The sequence below is a fragment of the Asanoa sp. NPDC049475 genome (genome assembly GCF_040676915.1).
Classification (GTDB): Bacteria; Actinomycetota; Actinomycetes; order Mycobacteriales; family Micromonosporaceae; genus Asanoa.
The window spans coordinates 224,619-242,992 of record NZ_JBFAPY010000004.1; the positions used below are offsets into that span (position 1 = coordinate 224,619).

The following is an 18,374-nucleotide window of genomic DNA, read 5'->3' on the forward strand; positions in this document are numbered from 1 at the left end:
GGTGAGCGCGAACGACTATGCCCGGCCCGAGGCGCCCGTGCACTGGGTGGCCGACGGCATGCCCCGGGTCGAGCTGGCCAACCAGTTCCTCGCCCAGCTCGACCACGCCAGCGGCACGCCTGACCAGGTCGTGCTGACCGTCGGACAGGCGATCGACGCGGGAACCCCGCCGACCGTGCTGTCGGCCCAGCCGATCGGCCGCTTCGCCCTGACGCCGGCCCGTCTCGACGAACTGATCATGGTGCTGCTCAACGCCCGCCAGGAGCTGCTCGGCCTCACCGAGCCGGTCGAGCCGGCGCCCGCCGAGCCGACCGCCAGCCAGGTCGTGCCCATCGGCCCGCGGGTGGCCAGGCCCGGCTGACGAAAGTCGGTCGCGGGCGGCCGTCGTGGGGGCTAGCGTCCCGGCCGTGACCCGCCTCGCCCGCCTGGTGCTCGTCGACGCCCATGGAACGCCGCTCGGTGTGCTGCCGCCGTATCCGGTGCCGGTGCCCTGGTGGCAGGAGTCGGCCGACGTCGTCGACGGCGCCCGGGTGCACTTCGGCCTCGACGTGACGATCCTGCGGCTGCTCTTCGCCGACCGGCCCGCGATGCCCGGCGGCACCGTCACCTACCTGGCGGAGTGCGCGGCCGCCCCGGCCGTGGCGGTGTCCCTGGCCGAGGCCGGCGTCGACCCCGCGCTGGTGACGGATCCGCAGCCCCGCCGGGCGCCCTACGCCGAGCCCGGCGGCCCCGCGCGGAGCATCGCCTGGGTGCGCGAGCGGCTGGCCGAGCGGGGCTGGAGCGGCGTCACCGCGCACCAGCACCGCACCTGGAACCTTTCGGCGATCTGGCGGTTCGAGGCCGACGGCGGGCGGCGGGCGTGGCTCAAGCAGGTGCCGCCGTTCTTCGGCCACGAGGCCGCCGCGCTGCGCTGGTTGGCCGGCGCCGCACCGGGTCGGGCTCCGCACCTGCTCGCCGAGGGCAGCGACGGCCGGCTCCTGCTCGACCACGTGCCGGGCGATGACTGGTACGAGGCCGACCTCGCCGGCCGGCACCGGATCGGCGTGACGGCGCACCACCTCCAGCTCGCCGCGACGTCCGATGTCGACAGCCTCGTCGCCGCCGGCGTGCCCGACCGGCGCGGCGCGCGGCTGGCGCGGTGGATCCGGTCCACGCTGGCGCCGCACCAGCCCAGCGTCGACGAGGTGCTCCCCGACCTCGACGAGCGACTCACCGCCGCCCTGGCCTGCGGCCTCCCGGACACGCTGGTGCACGGCGACCTGCACCCCGGCAACACCCGGGTTTCCGGATCCGCCGACCCCGTGGTGATCGACTGGGGCGACTCGTTCGTCGGCAGCCCGGTGTTCGACATCCTGCGGCTGAGCGAGACCGTCGACGACGACGCGGCAGCCGGCCTGCGGGCGGCGTGGGCGGCGCGCTGGCGGTCGGCCGTGCCGGGCTGCGACCCCGAGACGGCGATCGCGGTGCTGCGGCCGGTGGCCGAGGTGCGGTCGGCCGCGGTGTACGCGCATTTCCTGGCGAACATCGAGCCCGCCGAACATCCGTACCACGTCGCCGACGTGCCCCGGTGTCTACGAGCCGCCCAGCGGCCTACCGTAGGTGCATGACCGACGCCACCGCGCTGCGCGCCCGTCTGGTCGACGTGCTGCGCGAGGACGGTGGGCTCACCCGCGACGACCTGGCCCAGGCGTTCGCGACCGTGCCCCGCGAGGTGTTCCTCGCCGAGGGCTTCCACGACGGTGACGCGGGCCTGTTGCGGCCGGGCGACGACGGCTTCCTCGCGGCCGCGTACCGCAACGACGCGCTGGTGACCAAGCTCGACAACGGACGCCCGGTCAGCTCGTCCAGCCAGCCGTCCCTGATGGCGCTGATGATCGAGGAGCTGGGCGTCACGGCCGGCATGCGGGTGCTGGAGATCGGCGCGGGCACCGGCTACAACGCGGCGCTGATGGCCGCCGTCGGCGCCGACGTGACCAGTGTCGACGTGCAGCCCGACGTGGCCGCGCGGGCGGCCGCCGCCCTGGCCGCGGCGGGCGTCGGCGGCGCCCGGGTGCGGGTCGGCGACGGCTACCTCGGCGAGCCGGCCGGTGCGCCGTACGACCGGGTCATGGTCACCGTCGGCGTCACCGGCGTCTCGCCGCACTGGCTGGCGCAGCTCGTGCCGGGCGGGCTGATGGTCGCGCCGGTCGCGCACGCCGGCAACAACCCGGTGCTGCGGATCTGGAGCCGGCCGGCCGACGGGCGGGCGGCACCCGGCTGGCCGGCGCAGGACGACATCTGGGCTGGCGGCGTCTGCGGCGCGGGCTTCATGGCGGCGGCCGGCCCGCTCGGCGCGGGGTACCCGTGGGCGCACCCGGCACCGCTGCGCGGCCCGGCGGACCTCGTGCCGTCGCTGCGGCTGCCGGCCCGCTGGGGTGCGGCGCTGAACGGCCTGCGCTACCACGACCTGTGGTTCGCGGTCGGAGCCTGGGACCGCCGCGCGACCGGCGCCCCGTTCGACGGCGGCACGGGCTGCGTGCTGCTCGACGAGACGCGCACGGGCGGCGCGGCGATCCGGGCGGACGGCGCGATCGTCGCGGCGGGTCCGCACGCGCAGGAGTACGCCACCGACGCGGGGATCCTCGTGGACCGCTGGGTCGACGAGGGCATGCCGGCCATCCAGCAGTGGCGGGCGGCGATGGTCCTGGCCGGCGACCCGGAGGCCCCGATCTACGTGCCGCGGGAGTGGAGGCCCTAGAAGGTGCCGCGCAGGCGGTGCTTGAGGGGGCGGCCGTCTGGGTCGTAGACCAGCCGGTAGAGCGGCATGGCCCACAGGCGGGTGCGGCGCGACAGCCGTTCCGGCGCGTGCGGGCGCAGCCGGCCGGGCGGGCGCGGGCCGGTGCGACCGGCCCGGTGCCACGCCTCCAACGCCGCGGCCGACTCGGTCATCGCGGCCACCGCCGCGGCCGGGTCGACCAACTCGTCGGTGTCGTCGCGGTCGAGGTGCTCGCCCATCAGGCGCAGCCGCAGGTCGCGGGCGTAGACCCGGGCGCCGTCACCGAGACCGCCGGGGTCCCGCGGCGCGCGCGGGTCCAGGGTCTCGTCGAGCACGGCGCAGGAGAGCTCGCTGTCGTGCGTCCACGAGCGACGGTTGAAGTTGTCCGAGCCCACGCTGGCCCAGACGTCGTCGACGACACAGACCTTCGCGTGCACGTACACGGGAGTGCCTTCGTGGTTCTCGACGTCGAAGACGTGCACCCGGTCGTGCGCCGCCTCCCGGCAGACCCGCAGCGCGAGCTCGCGGCCGACCTGGTTGGGTGGCAGGGCCAGCCGGCCGTCGATGTCGGGATGGCGCGGGACGACGGCGACCAGGTGCAGGTCGGGGTTCGCGCGCAGCGCGTCGGCGAACAGCGCGGCGACCTCCCTCGACCAGAGGTACTGGTCCTCCAGGTAGATCAGCCGGCGGGCGCGGCGGACCGCCTTGAGGTAGCCCCGCGCCACGGTGCGCTCGCCGTCCGGGGCGAACGGGTAGCTCGGGCGCACCGCCGGGTAGGTGCGCAACACCTGCACGGCGTGCGGACCCGCGCGCGGCGGGGCCGGCGGACGGTCCGGCAGGGGGTCCGCGGTCAGGTCGGCGTGCCGGAGCCGGTCGCGCAGGTAGGCCAGCGGGTTCTCGATGTCCAGCGGCATCGGGTCCTGCCAGCGCTCGCGGAACACCTGGTCCAGCACGTCGACGACCGGGCCGCGCAGCTTGAGCTGGACGTCGTGCCAGGGCGGCCGTTTCCCGTACGCGCCGGCCATGGTCACGGGTTGTGGGTCACCGAGGTGCGTGCCGTCGTCCCGGCGGCTGTGGCACAGGTCGATGCCGCCGGCGTACGCGACGTCGCCGGTCGGGTCCCCGGGACGGCGGAGCACGACCATCTTCTGGTGGTGCGAGCCGCCCCGGCGGACCCGCTGGTCCAGCAGCACCTCACCGCCGGCCGCCTCGACGAGCTCGCCGAGGTGCCGGTTCTCCTCCTCGCTGTACTGGAGCTGGTCCAGATGCGAGCGCCACACCAGGCCCTTGACCACGACGCCGCGCTCGGCCGCACGGGCGAAGAGCTCGGCGACGGTCGGGCCGTCCGGCAGGAGCCGCTCGTCCGGGTCGCCCCGCCAGTCGGTGAACAGCAGGTGGTCGCCCTTGACCAGGCCGTCGACGGCGCGGACGAGGTCGGCGAAGTAGCTGGCGCCGTGCACCAGCGGCTCGCAGCGGTTGCCTTCGCTCCAGGTGGGCAGGTCTGAGGCGGGATTGCCGCGCTCCGCCCTGCTGAGAAACCAGTCCTCTATCCGCATCCGTGGGGCATTTCCCAGAACGCCCGTCGGCCACACCTTGCCCAGGTGTGGCCGACACGTTGACACAGAACCCGCCGCCGTGGCGCGAAACCGTGATTTCTCTCCGTAACGGCGCGCCTACCGTCATTGTCGAAGGACGGCAGGTAAGGAGGCCCCGATGAGCAGCGAGATCATCCCGGAGTCGGAAAGCCGTGCGCGGGAGTCCAACTCCGAACAGGGGCTCCTCGTCGCCATCCTGATAATGGTCATCCTGGGCGTGATCGCCATCTTCCTGGTGACCGCCTAGGCCGCCGTTACGGGCGGTCGCCCTCGCCGGACGAGTGCGGCACGCGCGACGCCGGGATGACGCCCAGGCGACCCGCCTGGTAGTCCTCGAAGGCCTTGACCAGTTCCGCGCGCGTGTTCATGACGAACGGGCCGTAGTGCGCGACCGGCTCGCGGATCGGCTGGCCGCCCATGATGTAGAGGTCGAGGGCCGGCGTGTGCGCGTCCTGCTGGAGGTCGGCGGTGATCCGCAGCGCGTCGCCGGCGCCGTGTACGGCGAGCTGGCCCGTGTGCATCGGGCGCTTGTCGACGCCGACCGTGCCCTTGCCACCCAGCACGTAGACCAGGGCGTTGAACTCCGGGTTCCACGGCAGGTCGACCTCGGCGCCGGGCTGGACCGTCAGGTGCGCGATGGTGATCGGCGTGAACGTGGTGCCCGGGCCGGTCTGGCCGGCGATCTCACCGGCGATGACCCGGATGAGCGCGCCGCCGTCCGGAGTGGTCAGCAGCCCCGACTCCTTGCCACGGATGTCCTGGTAGCGCGGCGGGTCCATCTTGTTGGCCCGGGGCAGGTTGACCCAGAGCTGGAGCCCGTGGAACAGGCCGCCGCTCATCACCAGGTGCTCCGGCGGCGCCTCGATGTGGAGCAGGCCGCTGCCCGCCGTCATCCACTGGGTGTCGCCGTTGGTGATGGTGCCGCCGCCGCCGTTGGAGTCCTGGTGGTCGAAGATCCCGTCGATGATGTACGTGACGGTCTCGAAGCCGCGGTGGGGGTGCCAGGGAGTGCCCTTCGGCTCGCCCGGCGCGTAGTCGACCTCGCCCATCTGGTCGAGGTGGATGAACGGGTCGAGGTCGGTCAGCGCCACGCCCGCGAAGGCGCGACGCACCGGGAAGCCCTCCCCCTCGAAGCCGCTCGGTGCGGTGGTCAGCGACTTGACCGGGCGGATCGTGGTGGTGGCGGGGTCGAGGCGGGGCAGGCGGGGCAGGACGAGAACGTCGTCGACGGTGATGGCTGGCATCGGACTTCTCCTAGCGGGCTCGGTTCCTAGCGGGGCTCGGTGCGGGCGGCGCTCAGCCGCTCGTCGATGCGGGTGAAGATCTTGGTGAGCGCGGCGAGGTCGGCGGCGTCGAGGTCTTCGATGAAATGCCTCCGGACGGAGCCGAGGTGCCCGGGTGCGGCGGCGCGCAACGCCGCCAACCCGGCCTCGGTGAGCACGGCCTCGCTGCCGCGCCGGTCGTCCGGGCAGGGCTCGCGGGTGACGAGGCCGCGCTTCTCCATCGTGCCGATCTGGTATGTCAGCCGGCTCGGCGCGAAGATCAGCTTGGTGGCCAGGTCACCCATCCGAAGTCGCCGCCCGGGCGCTTCGGAGAGCTGCACCAACACGTTGTAGTCGGCGAGCGTCAGGTCGCTCGCCTTCCGCAGGTCGTCCTCGATCGTGATGAGCAGCCGCTGACTGGACTCGACGACCGCCCGCCAGGCGGCCAGCTCGTCCGGCCTCAGCTTCTCGTCTCTCATCACGCCTCCGAACGTACCTGGTATTTCAAATTTAAACAACTTCCGCCCCGCCCGCGTTGTTCCCGGCTAGCCTGGGTGACGTGGATGACCTTGAGCTGGCGGACTGGCGCGAGCGGGTGGCTCGCCTCTACCTCTCCGACGTCGACCTGGCGGGCTTCCGCGCCGGCCGCGACGCGCTGTTCGCCGAGCACCCGCAGTCGCCGATCCCACCGGACGAACGGCCGGCGTTCCGCGGGCTCCCCCACTTCCCGGCGAACCCGGACGCGATCGCCGAGGCACCGGTCCGGCCGGCGTCCGGCGGTCTGACGATCGACACGGGCGGCCCGGACGGCGTCGTGTCGTACCGGCGGGTCGGCATCGCGGACACCCCGTGGGGACCGCTGACGCTGTTCTGGATCGAGGCGTACGGCGGCGGCCTGTTCCTGCCGTTCCGCGACGGCACGGCGGGGCCACGCACGTACGGCGCGGGCCGCTACCTGACGGACACGGTCAAGGGCACCTTCGGCCGCGGCGTGACCCTGCTCGGCCCGGACCGGGTCCGTCTGGACTTCAACTACGCCTACAACCCGTCATGCGCGTACGACGACCGCTGGGCCTGCCCCCTGGCCCCGGACGAGAACCGCCTGACGCCGCCGATCGAGGCCGGAGAGCTGAACTACCCGTCATAGACCGTCTACTGTGTCGCCGTGACTGACCTGGCGATCAACCTTGTGGCGAGCGCCCTCGCCGCCGTGGCGGCCTGGATGGTGCAGCGGGCCGTGTCCTATCGGCGGTTGGCCCGGATGCGGGCGTTCTTCGGGCTCCGCGAGGGTGCGCCGAGTCTGCTGATCGCCGGTCGGCACTGGTCCTCGCCCAAGGTGTCCAGTGTGCACCGCAACGACATGGGTGCCATCGTCGAGCTCGGCGCGATCGTCAAGGAGTGCGGCGCGCGGGCCGATCTCGTGCCCGCCGCGGAGGCGCCCAAGGAGCTCGGGAAGGTGACCGAGTTCTGCATCGGCGGCCCGGAGAGCAACCCCCGCACCGGCGCCCACCTCACCGCGCTGATGCCCGGCGTCCGGGTGACGACCTTCCAGGAGACCGACGAGACCGTGCCGATCTTCGTCGGTGGTGAGCGCTACGACCGCCTGCCGCACGAGGAGGCGCACGTGCTGCTCGCCCGCGCCTTGCCCACCGCGCACCCGGTCTTCCTGCTCGTCGGGCAGACCGCACTGAGCAACCTCGCGGCCGCCCGCTATCTGGCCGCACATCATCGCGAGCTTCAGCGCAAGTACGGGGACAGCTCCCCGTTCTGTCTGGTACTGAAGATCCGGCAGCCGGGCGCCTACGGTCCGGATCTCGTCGAGCTGGTCGCCGACGGCACCGAGGCGGCGTTCGACGGCAGCGATCCGCCGCCGGCCCTGCCCCGGCCGCGCCGGGAATGGTGGGCGATAGGGCGCCGCCCCTGAGCGGGACGGCGCCCTGGACGACTGCTCAGCCGGCCCCGCTGGCCTGCCAGTTCATCCGGGTCAGGAGCTGGCGGGCCGCTTCCGAGTGCTCGGCGTCGACCATGATCGCGTACTCGGTGGCCTGCAACGAGCTACGCGAGGTGAAGTCGCGCTGCCCGCGGGTCATGCCGTGGCCGATCGCTCCGAACAGCGCGCCCCAGAAGGCGCCGATCGCGAGCGCGGAGAACACCACGGCGAACCAGTTGGCGTCGGTGAAGATGCCGAACAGCAGGCCGATGAACAGACCGAACCAGGCACCGCTGGCGGCCCCGGCGAGCGCGGCCCGGCCGGTGGTCAGCCGGCCGAGCACGTTCTCGACGAGGCGCAGGCCACTGCCGACGATGGCCGTGGTCTCCACCGGGAACTGGTTGTCCGACAGGTAGTCGACGGCCCGCTGGGCCGCCGCGTAGTCGGTGTAGGTCGCGACGGTCACCGTCGGTCGGCTCGGACCCTGGTCGACGACCGGGGCCCCACCGAACATGCCGCCACCGAGGCCGGCGCCCGGCACCGGTGCGCCGGAGCCGGCGGGTGCCGCTGGTACGCCGCCAGGCCCGGGCGGGATGTTGCCGGCCGGCGTCGAAGGTGTGGTCATTGTTCCTCCTCGGTCGCGTACCACTTCCCCGATCTTCGACCGGATAACCGCCACCGCGCTGTCAAATGACTGAACAGACCCTGTCACCCAACCGCCATTGCGTCGGCTGTGCGAACGTCCCGCTGTACGTTCCCTGGAAACCGACCGAGATCGACCCGCCGGCCGGCAGGTTGTTGTTCCAGGACAGCGGCCGGGCGGTCAACGCGCTGCCGGACTGGGTCCAGGTGGCGCTCCAGCCTTGCGTCAGCCGGGCATCGCCGCCCAGGGTCGTGCTCAGCGTCCAACCGCTCACCGCCGCGCCGCCGTTGGTGATCGTCAGCTCGGCCGTGAACCCGCCCGTCCACACGTTGAACCGCTGCCGGACGGTGCAGCTCCCCGAAGCGGGAGGGGTGGTGGGGTTGGTCGTGGGCGGCGTGGTCGTCGGCGGCACCGTCGTCGGAGGATCGGTGGGGTTCCACGGCCCGGCCGCGATGGCCAGGTCGTACGCCCGCTGTGGCACGAACTGGCCCGCCGCGGCGATGCAGCCGTCGGCCTCGCCGGGCAGCTTGACCCAGAGGAACGCGGCGATCGCGGAGTCGTTGGTCTGCGTCGTGCTCGGCACGCCGATCGCCCGACCGGACGGGTCGCACCACTCGGAGCCGAGCGGGCCGTTGCCGTTGCGGCTCGTGTCGATGACGGCCTTCAGCGCAGACGACCCGATCGCGGCCAGGACCGCCTTCGCGTACGGCACGGCCTCGCTGTTGGCCCGGTAGTTGGAGACGTTGACCGAGATGCCGTCGGCGCTGTTGACGATGTCGGCCGCGACCGCCCGGGACGCCGCCTCGGAGGCCGACAGCCAGGCCGAGTGCCCGACGTCGAAGTAGACCTTGGCCTGCGCCGAGCCGGCCTTGAGCTTCTTGCCCGCGTACGCCATGGAGGCCCGGGTCTCGGCCTGCTGCGCGGAGCTCTGGCAGTTGGTCATCAGTGGCAGCACGTCGGGCTCGAGCACGATCGTGGCCGGCCGGCCCGCGAGCCCGGCCGCGACCTCGTCGATCCAGGCCCGGTACGCCGCGTGCGACGGCGCACCACCTGAGCTCGCCCCGCCGCAGTCGCGGTTCGGGATGTCGTACACGACCATGATCGGGATCTTGCCTGCCGCCGCCGCGGCGCCGACGTAGGCGCTGACCTGCCCCCGCACGGTGGAGGTGTTGGTCGTGGTGAACCAACGGGCCTGCGGCACCTCGGCGATGCGGGACCTGATCACCGCGGCCCGGCTGTCGGACGGGTTCGCGGCGACCCACTGCGCGGCATTGGTTTCCGGGTCGACGTAGAAGACGGAGTCGACCGCGGCGGCGCGGCCGGGTGCGACCAGCGCGGTCAGGGCGACGGCGACGGCGGCCGCGCCGGCGAACGCCGCGCCGACGACGGATCTGCGGTGCATGGCGGTTCTCCTTGGCATGAGGCAATAGAGGACCGTCAGTGGAAGCGCTCCCAGCGAGGTTACGGCACGAACCCTGCCCGGGCAACCGGACCGTGAGGGTCGAGGACGGCCCGGCTCACTCCGACCGAGGGGCCGGCGGCAGGCTGGAGCGCGGTTTGAGCATGAAGACGTTGGGCGCGAGCTTCTCCATCGCACCGTCCCGGGCGACGATCAGGCCGGCGGCGAAGTCGACCAGCGGCGTCGGGTCGGCGTCGGCCAGGTCCGTCAGGTCCATCACGACGGTCACGTCGTGGCAGAAGAGGTGTCCGACGTGGATGACGTCGCTGTAGCTGCGCGGCCGGAGGGTCTTGAACATTGCCTCAGTTTCCCCCACCGCCCCGCGGCTGCCACGCCGCCCGCAGCGTGTCGAGCACGCCGTCGTCGAGGTGGCCGTGCAGCCGCAGCCGGGCCATGCCGCCGTCGGGATAGATGTCGAGGCGCACGTGCGTGACCGGATCGGTGCGGACCTCGAACCGGTGCCGGGTGTCCGGGCGCAGCGGCGTGCGCGGCAGGAGGTCGCGCCAGGCGCTCTCGTCGGCCGGGTCGGCCTTGCGGTCGTCGACGCCGCGCAGCGCGGCGGCTCCCGGCGCGTTGCCCTTGAAGTGCGAGGTGTCGAGCTCCGCGAGGCGGATCCGGCCGGGCGCCGCGAGCCGCACGACGACCCAGTCGTTGCCGGCGTCGCGGCGCCGCCGGGTCTCCCAGCCCTCGCCCATCGTGCGCGCCAGCCCGGGCTCGATGAGCTGGCTGGGCGCACCGTAGAACAGGTCGCTGCAGCCGACGACCCGACCACCGTTGTCTACCGCGGCCAGGTCGAGCCAGCCGTCGGGGAAGCGCACCGGGTCCGGCACGACCTCGCCGTGCACCCGCAGCCGGGCCACTCCCCCGTCGGGGTGGATCACCAGCTTCACGTGGGTCACGAGGTCGTCGACCGAGACGTCGAACGGGTTGGCGGTGTCGCCCGCCAGCGGCGACCGGGGCAGCAGCGGCACCCAGTCGGCCGCCAGCAGTTCCTCCAGCCCAGGGTGGCCGTCGAGCCGGCAGCCGAACACCGACGCCTCGGGCGGGAAGTTGCCCGTGAAGTGCGACGTGTCGACCACGACCCCGCGCACCCGGCCGGGCGTTCCCAGCCGGACGATCGCCCAGTCCTCGCCGGGTGACCGCCGGCGGCGGGTCTCCCAACCGTCGTACACCTGGCCCTTGGGGCCGAACGTGCGCGGCGTGAACCCCGGCGGTTCCGGGGTGACCAGGTTGTCGGCGGCGGCGAACAGCTCGTCGTTGGTGCCGGACACGCCGCCGCCGAGGCGCCGTGAGGCGAGGTCGGGAAGGGCCAGCCACGCCGTCATCGGGCCGGCTCCAGCAGGTCGGCGGAGCGCGTCAGGAGGCGGCCGCGCGGCGGGTCGCCGGGGGTCACCTTGGCGCCCCCGAGCCAGACCCGGCGGACCACACCGGTCAACCGCCGGCCGGCGTACGGCGTGACCGGATGCCGGTGGTGCAGCCCGTCCGGCCGCACGGTGAACGTGGCGTCGGGGTCGAAGGCCACCAGGTCGGCGTCGGCGCCCGGCGCGATCCGTCCCTTGTGGTGCAGGCCCACCAGATCGGCCGGGCCACTGGACATCCAGCGCACCACGTCGGCGAGGTCGTGCCCGCGGGCGGCGGCGCTGGTCCAGACGAGCGGCAGCCCGAGCTGGAGGGAGGCGATGCCGCCCCAGGCGGCGGCGAAGTCGCCGGTGTCGGGCTGCTTGAGCGCCAGGGTCGAGGGCGAGTGGTCCGAGACGACGATGTCGAGCTCGCCGGCCGCCAGCGCCGCCCAGAGCCGGTCGCGGTTGGCCGCGCCACGGATCGGCGGGCAGCACTTGAACTCGGTGGCGCCGTCGGCCACCTCGGCCGCGTCCAGGGTCAGGTAGTGCGGGCAGGTCTCCGCCGTCACCCGCACGCCGCGCGCCCGGCCGGCCTCGACCACCGCGGCCGCGTCGGCGTCGGAGACGTGCAGGATGTGCACCCGCGACCCGGTGCCCTCGGCGGCGTCCAGCGCCGCGGCGACCGCCGAGCACTCGGCCGCGCCGGGGCGGGAGCGCTCGAAGTCCGCGTATGCCCGTGACGCCGGGAACGAAGCCAGCAGGCCCGGGTCCTCCGCGTGCACCAGGAACAGCGCGTCCACGGCGGCCATCGCGTCGCGTAGCTCGGCCGCGGTCACCGGCGGGAACTCCGGCACGCCGGAGTCGGCCAGGAACGCCTTGAAGCCGAACACCCCGGCCGCGTGCAGGGCGGCCAGGTCGCCGGCGTTGCCCGGGATCGCGCCGCCCCAGAAGCCCACGTCGACGTGGCACTGGCCGGCGGCGGCCGCCTGCTTCGCGGCCAGCGCCTCCGCCGAGACGGTCGGCGGCAGCGAGTTGAGCGGCATGTCGATGATCGTGGTCACGCCGCCGGCCAGCGCGGCCCGGGTGGCGGTCGCGAAGCCCTCCCACTCGGTGCGGCCCGGCTCGTTGACGTGCACGTGGGTGTCGACGAGGCCCGGCATCAGCACCAGGTCGCCGAGGTCGACGTCGGCGCGGGGCCGGCCGGGCAGGACGGCGGCGATCCGCCCGTCCCGCACCTCGACGCCCGCGGGGTCCACGGAGCCGTCGGGCAGCACCACCCGGGTCGAGCGGATCACGAAGCCCACAGCGCCTCCAGTCCCGGTCGGGTGAACGGCACCTCGGTCGGGTCGAGAGCGCCGCAGTCCAGGCCGCGCAACAGGAAACCGGCCAGAGCCCGGGCCGTCGCCGGTTCGTCGAGGATCCCACCGGAGCGGCGTTCGAGATAGGCACCGAGCCGCTCGATCGCGGCGGCCGAGCCACCGCGGAAGAACGCGTAGGTGGCCGCGAACCGGGTCGGCAGCTGCGCGGGGTGCAGGTCCCAGCCCTGGTAGAAGCCGCGGGCCAGGGAGCGCAGCACGAGCCGGTGGTGGAGTTGCCAGGCGGCCTGACGGCCGGGGCCGACCGGCAGGACGTTGCACGACCCGTCGGACAGCCGCACGCCGGTGCCGGCCACCGCCACCTGCATCACCGCCTTGGCGTGGTCGGCGACGGGGTGAGCCAGGCTCTGCTCGGCTGCCGCGACGCCGAGCGCGGCGCTGTAGTCGTAGGTGCCGTAGTGCAGCCCGACCAGCCGGCCCTCGGCGGCGCCGGCCAACCGGGACACCGTCGCGGTGCCGTCCGGGCCGAGCACCGCCAGCGGCGTCTCCACCTGGGCCTCGAACAGCAGCGAGCGCGGCGGCAGCCCGTAGGCCAGCTCGAGCTGGGCGCAGAGCCGGGCCATCGCCGCCACCTGGGCCGGCGCGCTCACCTTGGGCACGGTCACCACGAAGCCGCGCGGCAGCGCACCGTCCACCGCGGACAGGAACAGGTCCAGCGTGCGTACGCCGCGCCGGCGCGTGCCCTCCTCCAGCGACTTGATCCGCACGCCGACGAACGGCGGTGCCGGTGAGAGGGACAGCAGAGCCGCACCGGCGGCGGCCGCCGCGGCGTCCTCGACGTCGTCACCGCGGTCGCCGTAGCCGTCCTCGAAGTCGATCCGCAGGTCCTCGACCGGCTCGCGGTTCAGCTTGGCGACGACGCGGTCGCGCAGCTCCTCGGGGAACGGCAGCGCCGGGGACGCGTCCAGGGCGGCCAACGCCTCGGAGCCCCACGCCGCGACCACGGAAGGCCCGAACCTGTCGGCGGGTACGTAGACCGTGTGCACCGGCTGCCGCCCGGTCACCGCGGCCCGTGGCCGCGCCCGCAGCACCGCGTCGACCGGCGCGAGGTGCTGGTCCAGCTCTCGGTAGACCGAGTCCGGCAGCCGTCCGCTCATGGGGCCAACGCGATGTGGTCCGGCCGCACGGGCACGCGGGTCAGGGCCAGCCCGGTGGCCGCCCGGATGGCCGCGACCACCGCCGGCGTCGAGGAGATCGTCGGTGGCTCGCCGACCCCGCGGAGGCCGTACGGCGCGTCCGGGTCGCCGCGCTCCAGCACGTCGACCTCCATCGGCGGCATGTCGAGGATGGTCGGGATCAGGTAGTCGGTGAAGGACGGATTCCGGATCACCCCGTCGACCACCTGGATCTCCTCCATCACCGCGAGCCCGAGGCCCTGCGCCGTGCCGCCCTGGATCTGGCCGACCACCGCCTGCGGGTTGACCGCCTTGCCGACGTCCTGCGCGGTGGCGATCTCGACGACCCGGACCAGCCCCAGCTCGGTGTCGACGTCGACGACCGCGCGGTGGGCCGCGAAGGCGTACTGCACGTGCGCGTCGCCCTGGCCGGTGACCGGGTCCAGCGGCATGGTCGGCTTGTGCCGCCACTGCACGGTCTCCTCGACGTCGCCCTCGCGGAGCAGCTCGACCAGCGACGTCACCACCGAGCCGTCGGACGCGACCACCTTGCCGTCGACCAGCGACAGGGCATCGGACCGGCCGGTCCGGGCGAGCACGGTGGCGCGCACGGCCTGGCAGGCCGCCCGCACGGCACCACCCGTCATGTACGTCTGCCGCGACGCGGACGACGAGCCGGCGCTGCCGACCGAGGTGTCGGCGGTGGCCACCGTGACCTGGCTGACGCCGAGCTCCGTGCGGGCGATCTGCGCCTGGACGGTCACCAGCCCCTGGCCGACCTCGGCGGCGGCGGTGTGCACGAGCACCGCCGGCTCCCCGCCGAGCACGGACAGCCGCACCCGGGCGGTCGAGAAGTCGTCGAAGCCCTCGGAGAAGCAGACGTTCTTGATGCCGATCGCGTAGCCGACGCCGCGCACCACGCCCTCACCGCGGGTGGTGTTGGCCACGCCACCGGGGCGCTCGCGCGGGTCACCGGCGGCCGGCGCCGGCAACGGCCGGTCGCGCACCAGCGCCAGCAGCTCGTCGACCGGCGCCGGGCCGGACACGATCTGGCCGGTCGGCATCACCGAGCCGGTCGTCATCGCGTTTCGGCGGCGCAGCTCCACCGGGTGAAGGCCCACGGCGGCGGCCAGCTTGTCCATCTGCGACTCGTACGCGAAGCACGCCTGCACCGCTCCGAAACCGCGCATCGCACCGCAGGGCGGGTTGTTCGTGTAGACGCCGTACGCGTCGACCACGACGGTCGGCACGTCGTAGGGTCCGACGCCGAGGGTGGCCGCGTTCGCCACGACCGCCGGGGTCGACGACGTGTACGCGCCGCCGTCGAGCACGATCCGCGCCTTGACGTAGACGAGCTTGCCGGACCGGTCGGCACCGTGCTCGTATTCCAGTCGCGCCGGATGGCGGTGCACGTGGCCGAAGAACGACTCCTCGCGGCCGTACACCATCTTGACCGGCTTGCCGGTGTGCAGCGCGAGCAGGCTGGCGTGCACCTGCATGGAGAGGTCCTCGCGGGCGCCGAAGGCACCGCCGACGCCGGCCAGCCGCAGCCGCACCTGCTCCGGCGCAAGCCCCAGACATGCGGCCACCTGCTTCTGGTCGACGTGCAGCCACTGGGTGGCGACGAACAGGTCGATGCCGCCGTCCTCGGCGGGCACCGCGAGCCCGGACTCAGGACCGAGGAACGCCTGGTCCTGCATGCCGACCTCGTACGTGCCGGTGACCACCACGTCCGCGGTCAGCGCCTCGCCGCCCGCCGCCGCGAACCGGTGCACCGGCACGTGCCGCACCAGGTCGCCGCGGGACAGCGCCTCCTCGGGGTCGGTGACCGGAGCGCGCACCGCGTATTCCACCTTGATCCGGGCGGCGGCGCGGCGGGCCGTCTCCGGGTGGTCGGCGGCCACGAGCGCCACCGGCTCGCCCTCGTAGCGCACCTCGCCCGCGGCCAGCACCGGTTGGTCGACGACCTCGAGCCCGTAGTGCTTGGCGCCGGGCACGTCGGCGGCGGTCAGCACGGCGTAGACGCCGGGCACCGCCAGCGCCCCGGTGATGTCGACGGCGCGGATCTCGGCGCTCGGGTGCGGCGAGCGGACCGTCGCTCCCCACAGCATCTCGTCGGCCCACAGGTCGGACGAGTAGGCGAACTCGCCGGAGACCTTGAGGATGCCGTCCGGGCGCGGGGCGTTGGTGCCGACGCCGCCCGCGACGGTGGTGGGCTCGCGCGTCAGTGTGGTCATGAGGCCCTCCGCATCAGCGAGCGGTGGGCGCGGCGGGTGCGCCGGGTCAGGTCACGGTCGTCGGCGGTACGCAGCTCGCCGTACTCCACGATGGTCCGGCCGCCGACCGTGAGCAGCTCCAACGTGGCCGGTGGGCCGAAGACCAGCGCGGTGACCGGGTCGTCGATGCCGGCGTGCCCGAGGTCGTCGAGCCGCCACAGCGCGAGGTCCGCCAGCTTGCCCGGCTCGACGGAGCCGAGCTCGCCCTCGCGACCGAGGCAGCGCGCCCCGCCCATGGTGCCCAGCCGCAGCGCCTCGCGCGCGGTCAGCCCGGTCGGTCCGCCCCGCAGCCGGGCCGTGTAGAGCGCCTGGCGCAGCTCGGCGCCGAGCTGGTTGGCCTCCTGCGAGGCCGCGCCGTCGACCCCGAGCCCGACCGGCACGCCGGCGTCGAGCAGCTCGCGCACCCGGGCCATGCCGGCGCCGAGCCGCGCGTTGGAGCTCGGGCAGTGCGCTACGGCGGTGCCGGTCGCGGCCAGCTTGGCGATCGCCGGGTCGTCGAGGTGCACCGCGTGGGCCAACCAGACGTCTTCACCGAGCCAGCCGAGCCGTTCCGCGTACTCCGTCGGGGTGCAGCCGAACTGCTCACGGCAGAAGTCGGTCTCGTCAGCGGTCTCGGCCAGGTGGGTGTGCAGCCGCACGCCGTGCCGCCGGGCCAGCGCGGCCGCCTCCTCCATCAGCCGGCCGGTGACCGAGAACGGCGAGCAGGGCGCGACCGCGATCCGCAGCATCGAGTCGGGCGCCGGGTCGTGGTAGCGGGTGATCGCCTCTTCGGTGGCGGCCAGCGCCTCGTCGGTCTTCTCCACCACCTCGTCCGGCGGCAGCCCACCGGCCGAGCGACCGAGGTCCATCGAGCCGCGGGTGGGGTGGAACCGCAGGCCGACCTCGCGCGCGGCGGCGACCTGGGCGGCCATGAGGTCACCGGCACCGCCGGGGTAGACGTAGTGGTGGTCGGTGCTGGTCGTGCAGCCGGACAGGGCGAGCCAGCCGAGCCCGGCCGCGGTGGTCGCCGAGACGATCTCCTCGTCGATCCCGGCCCAGATCGGGTAGAGCGTGGTCAGCCACTCGAAGAGCGTGCCGTCCTGGGCCAGCCCGCGGGTCGCCCACTGGTAGAGGTGGTGGTGCGTGTTGACGAGGCCGGGGGTGAGCAGGCAGCCGGTGCCGTCGACGCGGCGGATCGACTCGAACCGGCCGGCGTGCCCGTCGCCGACCTCGGCGATCCGCCCGTCGTCGCCGATCACCACGTGCCCGTCGGAATATTCGGTGCCGGCGGCGTCGACGGTCGCGATCGCGCAGTTCTCGATGAGGATCATGACGCGGCCGCCAGCCGGACGGCTTCCATGATCTTCTCGTAGCCCGTGCACCGGCAGAGGTTGCCGGCCAGCGCCTCGCGGATGTCCGGGTCGGTCGGCGCGGGATCACGGGCCAGCAGGTCGTGCACCGCCACGATCAGGCCCGGGGTGCAGAAGCCGCACTGGACCGCGCCCGTGGCGAGGAAGGCCTGCTGCACGCGGTCGAGCTGCTCCTCGCCACTCCCGAGGCCCTCGACCGTGGTGACCGTGCGACCGTCGGCCTGGCCGGCGGCCACCAGGCAGGCGCAGACCGGCAACCCGTCGAGGTAGACCGTGCAGGAGCCGCACTCGCCCTGCTCGCAGGCGTTCTTCGCGCCGGGCAGGCCGAGCCGCTCGCGGAGCACGTAGAGCAGGCTCTCCCCCGGCCACACGTCGTCGGCCTGGCGGGTCTCGCCGTTGACCACGCAGGTCACCCTCATGCCGCACCTCCCAGATCGGTCCAGGCCCAGGCCAGCGTCCGGCGGGCCAGCACGGCCAGCGCGTGCCGTCGGTAGTCCGCGCTGCCGCGCACGTCGTCGATCGGCCGCGCGGCGGCGCCGACCAGGTCGCCGAACCGCATCGCCACCGACGCCGGCACCGGGCCGCGGGTCTCCCACGGAAGCTCGGCGGCGAGGAGCTCGGCCGCCTCGGTCGCCCGCAGCGGGGTCGGGCCGGCCGAGCCGATCCCGGTGCCGACCGTGCGGGTCCGCGGGTCCAGGGACAGCGCGAACGAGCAGACCGCGATCACCATGGCGTTGCGGGTGCCGACCTTCGCGAACTGCTCCGCGCCGGGCCGGGCCGGCACCAGGAAGGCCGCGATCAGCTCGTCCGGCGTCTTCACCGAGCGCTTCGGACCGACGAAGAACTCCGTGACCGGCACCCGGCGGGTGCCCCGGGTGCTCGCCAGCTCGACCAGCGCGCCGGCCGCCAGCAGCGCGGGGTGCGCGTCGCCGGCCGGCGAGGCGGAGCCCAGGTTGCCGCCGACCGTGGCCCGGTTGCGGATCTGCGGCGACCCGACCGTCCGGGACGCCAGCGCCAGACCCGGCACGCGCCCGGCCAGCTCGTCGATCAGCCGCCGGTACGTGACGCCGGCACCGATCCGCAGCAGGTCGCCGTCGGTGCCCCACTCGGTCAGCGCGCCGACCCGGGTCAGGTCGAGCAGCGCGGTCGGGCGGGACCGGTCGAAGTTGAGGTCGACCATCACGTCGGTGCCGCCGGCGATCGGCACCGCGTCGGGGTGGGCCGTCTTGACGGCCAGGGCCTCGGCCCAGTCGGACGGTCGCAGGAACTCCATG

At 74.0% G+C, this 18,374-nt stretch carries 19 protein-coding genes; 6 read left to right on the top strand and 13 right to left on the bottom strand.

The window, feature by feature from the left end; all coding sequences use genetic code 11:
• Position 1: 1 nt before the first annotated feature.
• From AB0J88_RS16590 to AB0J88_RS16600, 3 genes are read left to right on the top strand one after another with little or no spacing between them, the layout of a single operon-like run.
• On the top strand, positions 2-361 hold the full coding sequence (locus AB0J88_RS16590) for a hypothetical protein (RefSeq protein ID WP_364343889.1): 360 nt from the start codon (positions 2-4) through the stop codon (positions 359-361).
• 46 nt (positions 362-407) lie between these two features.
• Positions 408-1,607 (top strand): aminoglycoside phosphotransferase family protein, encoded by a 1,200-nt coding sequence (locus AB0J88_RS16595; protein ID WP_364343886.1) that lies wholly within the window; start codon positions 408-410, stop codon positions 1,605-1,607.
• Positions 1,604-2,737, top strand: a complete 1,134-nt coding sequence (locus AB0J88_RS16600; protein WP_364343883.1) for a methyltransferase domain-containing protein — start codon at positions 1,604-1,606, stop codon at positions 2,735-2,737. The genes AB0J88_RS16595 and AB0J88_RS16600 overlap by 4 nt, the downstream gene beginning before the upstream one ends.
• On the opposite strand, the gene AB0J88_RS16605 is transcribed toward AB0J88_RS16600, so the two are convergent.
• Positions 2,734-4,311: a phospholipase D-like domain-containing protein gene (locus AB0J88_RS16605; RefSeq protein ID WP_364343880.1), complete on the bottom strand. Its 1,578-nt coding sequence runs from the start codon at positions 4,309-4,311 to the stop codon at positions 2,734-2,736. The two genes, AB0J88_RS16600 and AB0J88_RS16605, sit on opposite strands and share 4 nt — an antisense overlap.
• Before the next feature lie 157 nt (positions 4,312-4,468).
• Between AB0J88_RS16605 and AB0J88_RS16610 the strand changes: the two genes are divergently transcribed.
• Positions 4,469-4,597: a hypothetical protein gene (locus AB0J88_RS16610; protein ID WP_364343877.1), complete on the top strand. Its 129-nt coding sequence runs from the start codon at positions 4,469-4,471 to the stop codon at positions 4,595-4,597.
• A gap of 7 nt (positions 4,598-4,604) precedes the next feature.
• Here the strand turns inward: AB0J88_RS16610 and AB0J88_RS16615 are convergent, their stop codons facing one another.
• On the bottom strand, positions 4,605-5,594 hold the full coding sequence (locus tag AB0J88_RS16615; RefSeq protein WP_364343874.1) for a pirin family protein: 990 nt from the start codon (positions 5,592-5,594) through the stop codon (positions 4,605-4,607).
• A 26-nt stretch (positions 5,595-5,620) separates the two neighbouring features.
• A complete protein-coding gene (locus AB0J88_RS16620; RefSeq protein ID WP_364344585.1) occupies positions 5,621-6,091 on the bottom strand; it encodes a MarR family transcriptional regulator in 471 nt (156 codons plus the stop codon).
• An 80-nt stretch (positions 6,092-6,171) separates the two neighbouring features.
• Between AB0J88_RS16620 and AB0J88_RS16625 the strand changes: the two genes are divergently transcribed.
• Positions 6,172-6,759: a DUF1684 domain-containing protein gene (locus tag AB0J88_RS16625; RefSeq protein WP_364343872.1), complete on the top strand. Its 588-nt coding sequence runs from the start codon at positions 6,172-6,174 to the stop codon at positions 6,757-6,759.
• Positions 6,760-6,777: 18 nt separating this feature from the next.
• Positions 6,778-7,536, top strand: a complete 759-nt coding sequence (locus AB0J88_RS16630) for a hypothetical protein (RefSeq protein WP_364343870.1) — start codon at positions 6,778-6,780, stop codon at positions 7,534-7,536.
• Between the two features lie 25 nt (positions 7,537-7,561).
• Here the strand turns inward: AB0J88_RS16630 and AB0J88_RS16635 are convergent, their stop codons facing one another.
• From AB0J88_RS16635 to AB0J88_RS16680, 10 genes are all read right to left on the bottom strand, one after another.
• Positions 7,562-8,167: a general stress protein gene (locus tag AB0J88_RS16635; protein ID WP_364343868.1), complete on the bottom strand. Its 606-nt coding sequence runs from the start codon at positions 8,165-8,167 to the stop codon at positions 7,562-7,564.
• A 61-nt stretch (positions 8,168-8,228) separates the two neighbouring features.
• Complete coding sequence (locus AB0J88_RS16640; protein WP_364343866.1) at positions 8,229-9,587, bottom strand: glycoside hydrolase family 6 protein; 1,359 nt, start codon at positions 9,585-9,587, stop codon at positions 8,229-8,231.
• A 115-nt stretch (positions 9,588-9,702) separates the two neighbouring features.
• Positions 9,703-9,942 (bottom strand): cell division protein SepF, encoded by a 240-nt coding sequence (locus AB0J88_RS16645; RefSeq protein WP_364343864.1) that lies wholly within the window; start codon positions 9,940-9,942, stop codon positions 9,703-9,705.
• Positions 9,943-9,946: 4 nt separating this feature from the next.
• Positions 9,947-10,969 (bottom strand): allantoicase, encoded by a 1,023-nt coding sequence (gene alc, locus AB0J88_RS16650; protein WP_364343862.1) that lies wholly within the window; start codon positions 10,967-10,969, stop codon positions 9,947-9,949.
• Positions 10,966-12,288, bottom strand: coding sequence for an allantoinase AllB (allB, locus tag AB0J88_RS16655; RefSeq protein ID WP_364343859.1), 1,323 nt, complete (start codon positions 12,286-12,288; stop codon positions 10,966-10,968). Before allB ends, alc begins: the two co-directional genes overlap by 4 nt.
• The gene (locus tag AB0J88_RS16660) at positions 12,276-13,457 is read right to left on the bottom strand and encodes a hypothetical protein (RefSeq protein WP_364343856.1); all 1,182 of its coding nucleotides are present in this window, start codon (positions 13,455-13,457) and stop codon (positions 12,276-12,278) included. The genes allB and AB0J88_RS16660 overlap by 13 nt, the downstream gene beginning before the upstream one ends.
• Entirely contained in the window at positions 13,454-15,712 is a 2,259-nt protein-coding gene (pucD, locus tag AB0J88_RS16665; protein ID WP_364343853.1) for a xanthine dehydrogenase subunit D, read from the bottom strand. The genes AB0J88_RS16660 and pucD overlap by 4 nt, the downstream gene beginning before the upstream one ends.
• Complete coding sequence (locus tag AB0J88_RS16670) at positions 15,709-17,061, bottom strand: 8-oxoguanine deaminase (RefSeq protein WP_364343850.1); 1,353 nt, start codon at positions 17,059-17,061, stop codon at positions 15,709-15,711. Before AB0J88_RS16670 ends, pucD begins: the two co-directional genes overlap by 4 nt.
• On the bottom strand, positions 17,058-17,519 hold the full coding sequence (locus AB0J88_RS16675; protein WP_364343847.1) for a (2Fe-2S)-binding protein: 462 nt from the start codon (positions 17,517-17,519) through the stop codon (positions 17,058-17,060). Before AB0J88_RS16675 ends, AB0J88_RS16670 begins: the two co-directional genes overlap by 4 nt.
• Entirely contained in the window at positions 17,516-18,373 is an 858-nt protein-coding gene (locus AB0J88_RS16680; protein WP_364343844.1) for an FAD binding domain-containing protein, read from the bottom strand. The genes AB0J88_RS16675 and AB0J88_RS16680 overlap by 4 nt, the downstream gene beginning before the upstream one ends.
• Position 18,374: the final 1 nt, after the last annotated feature.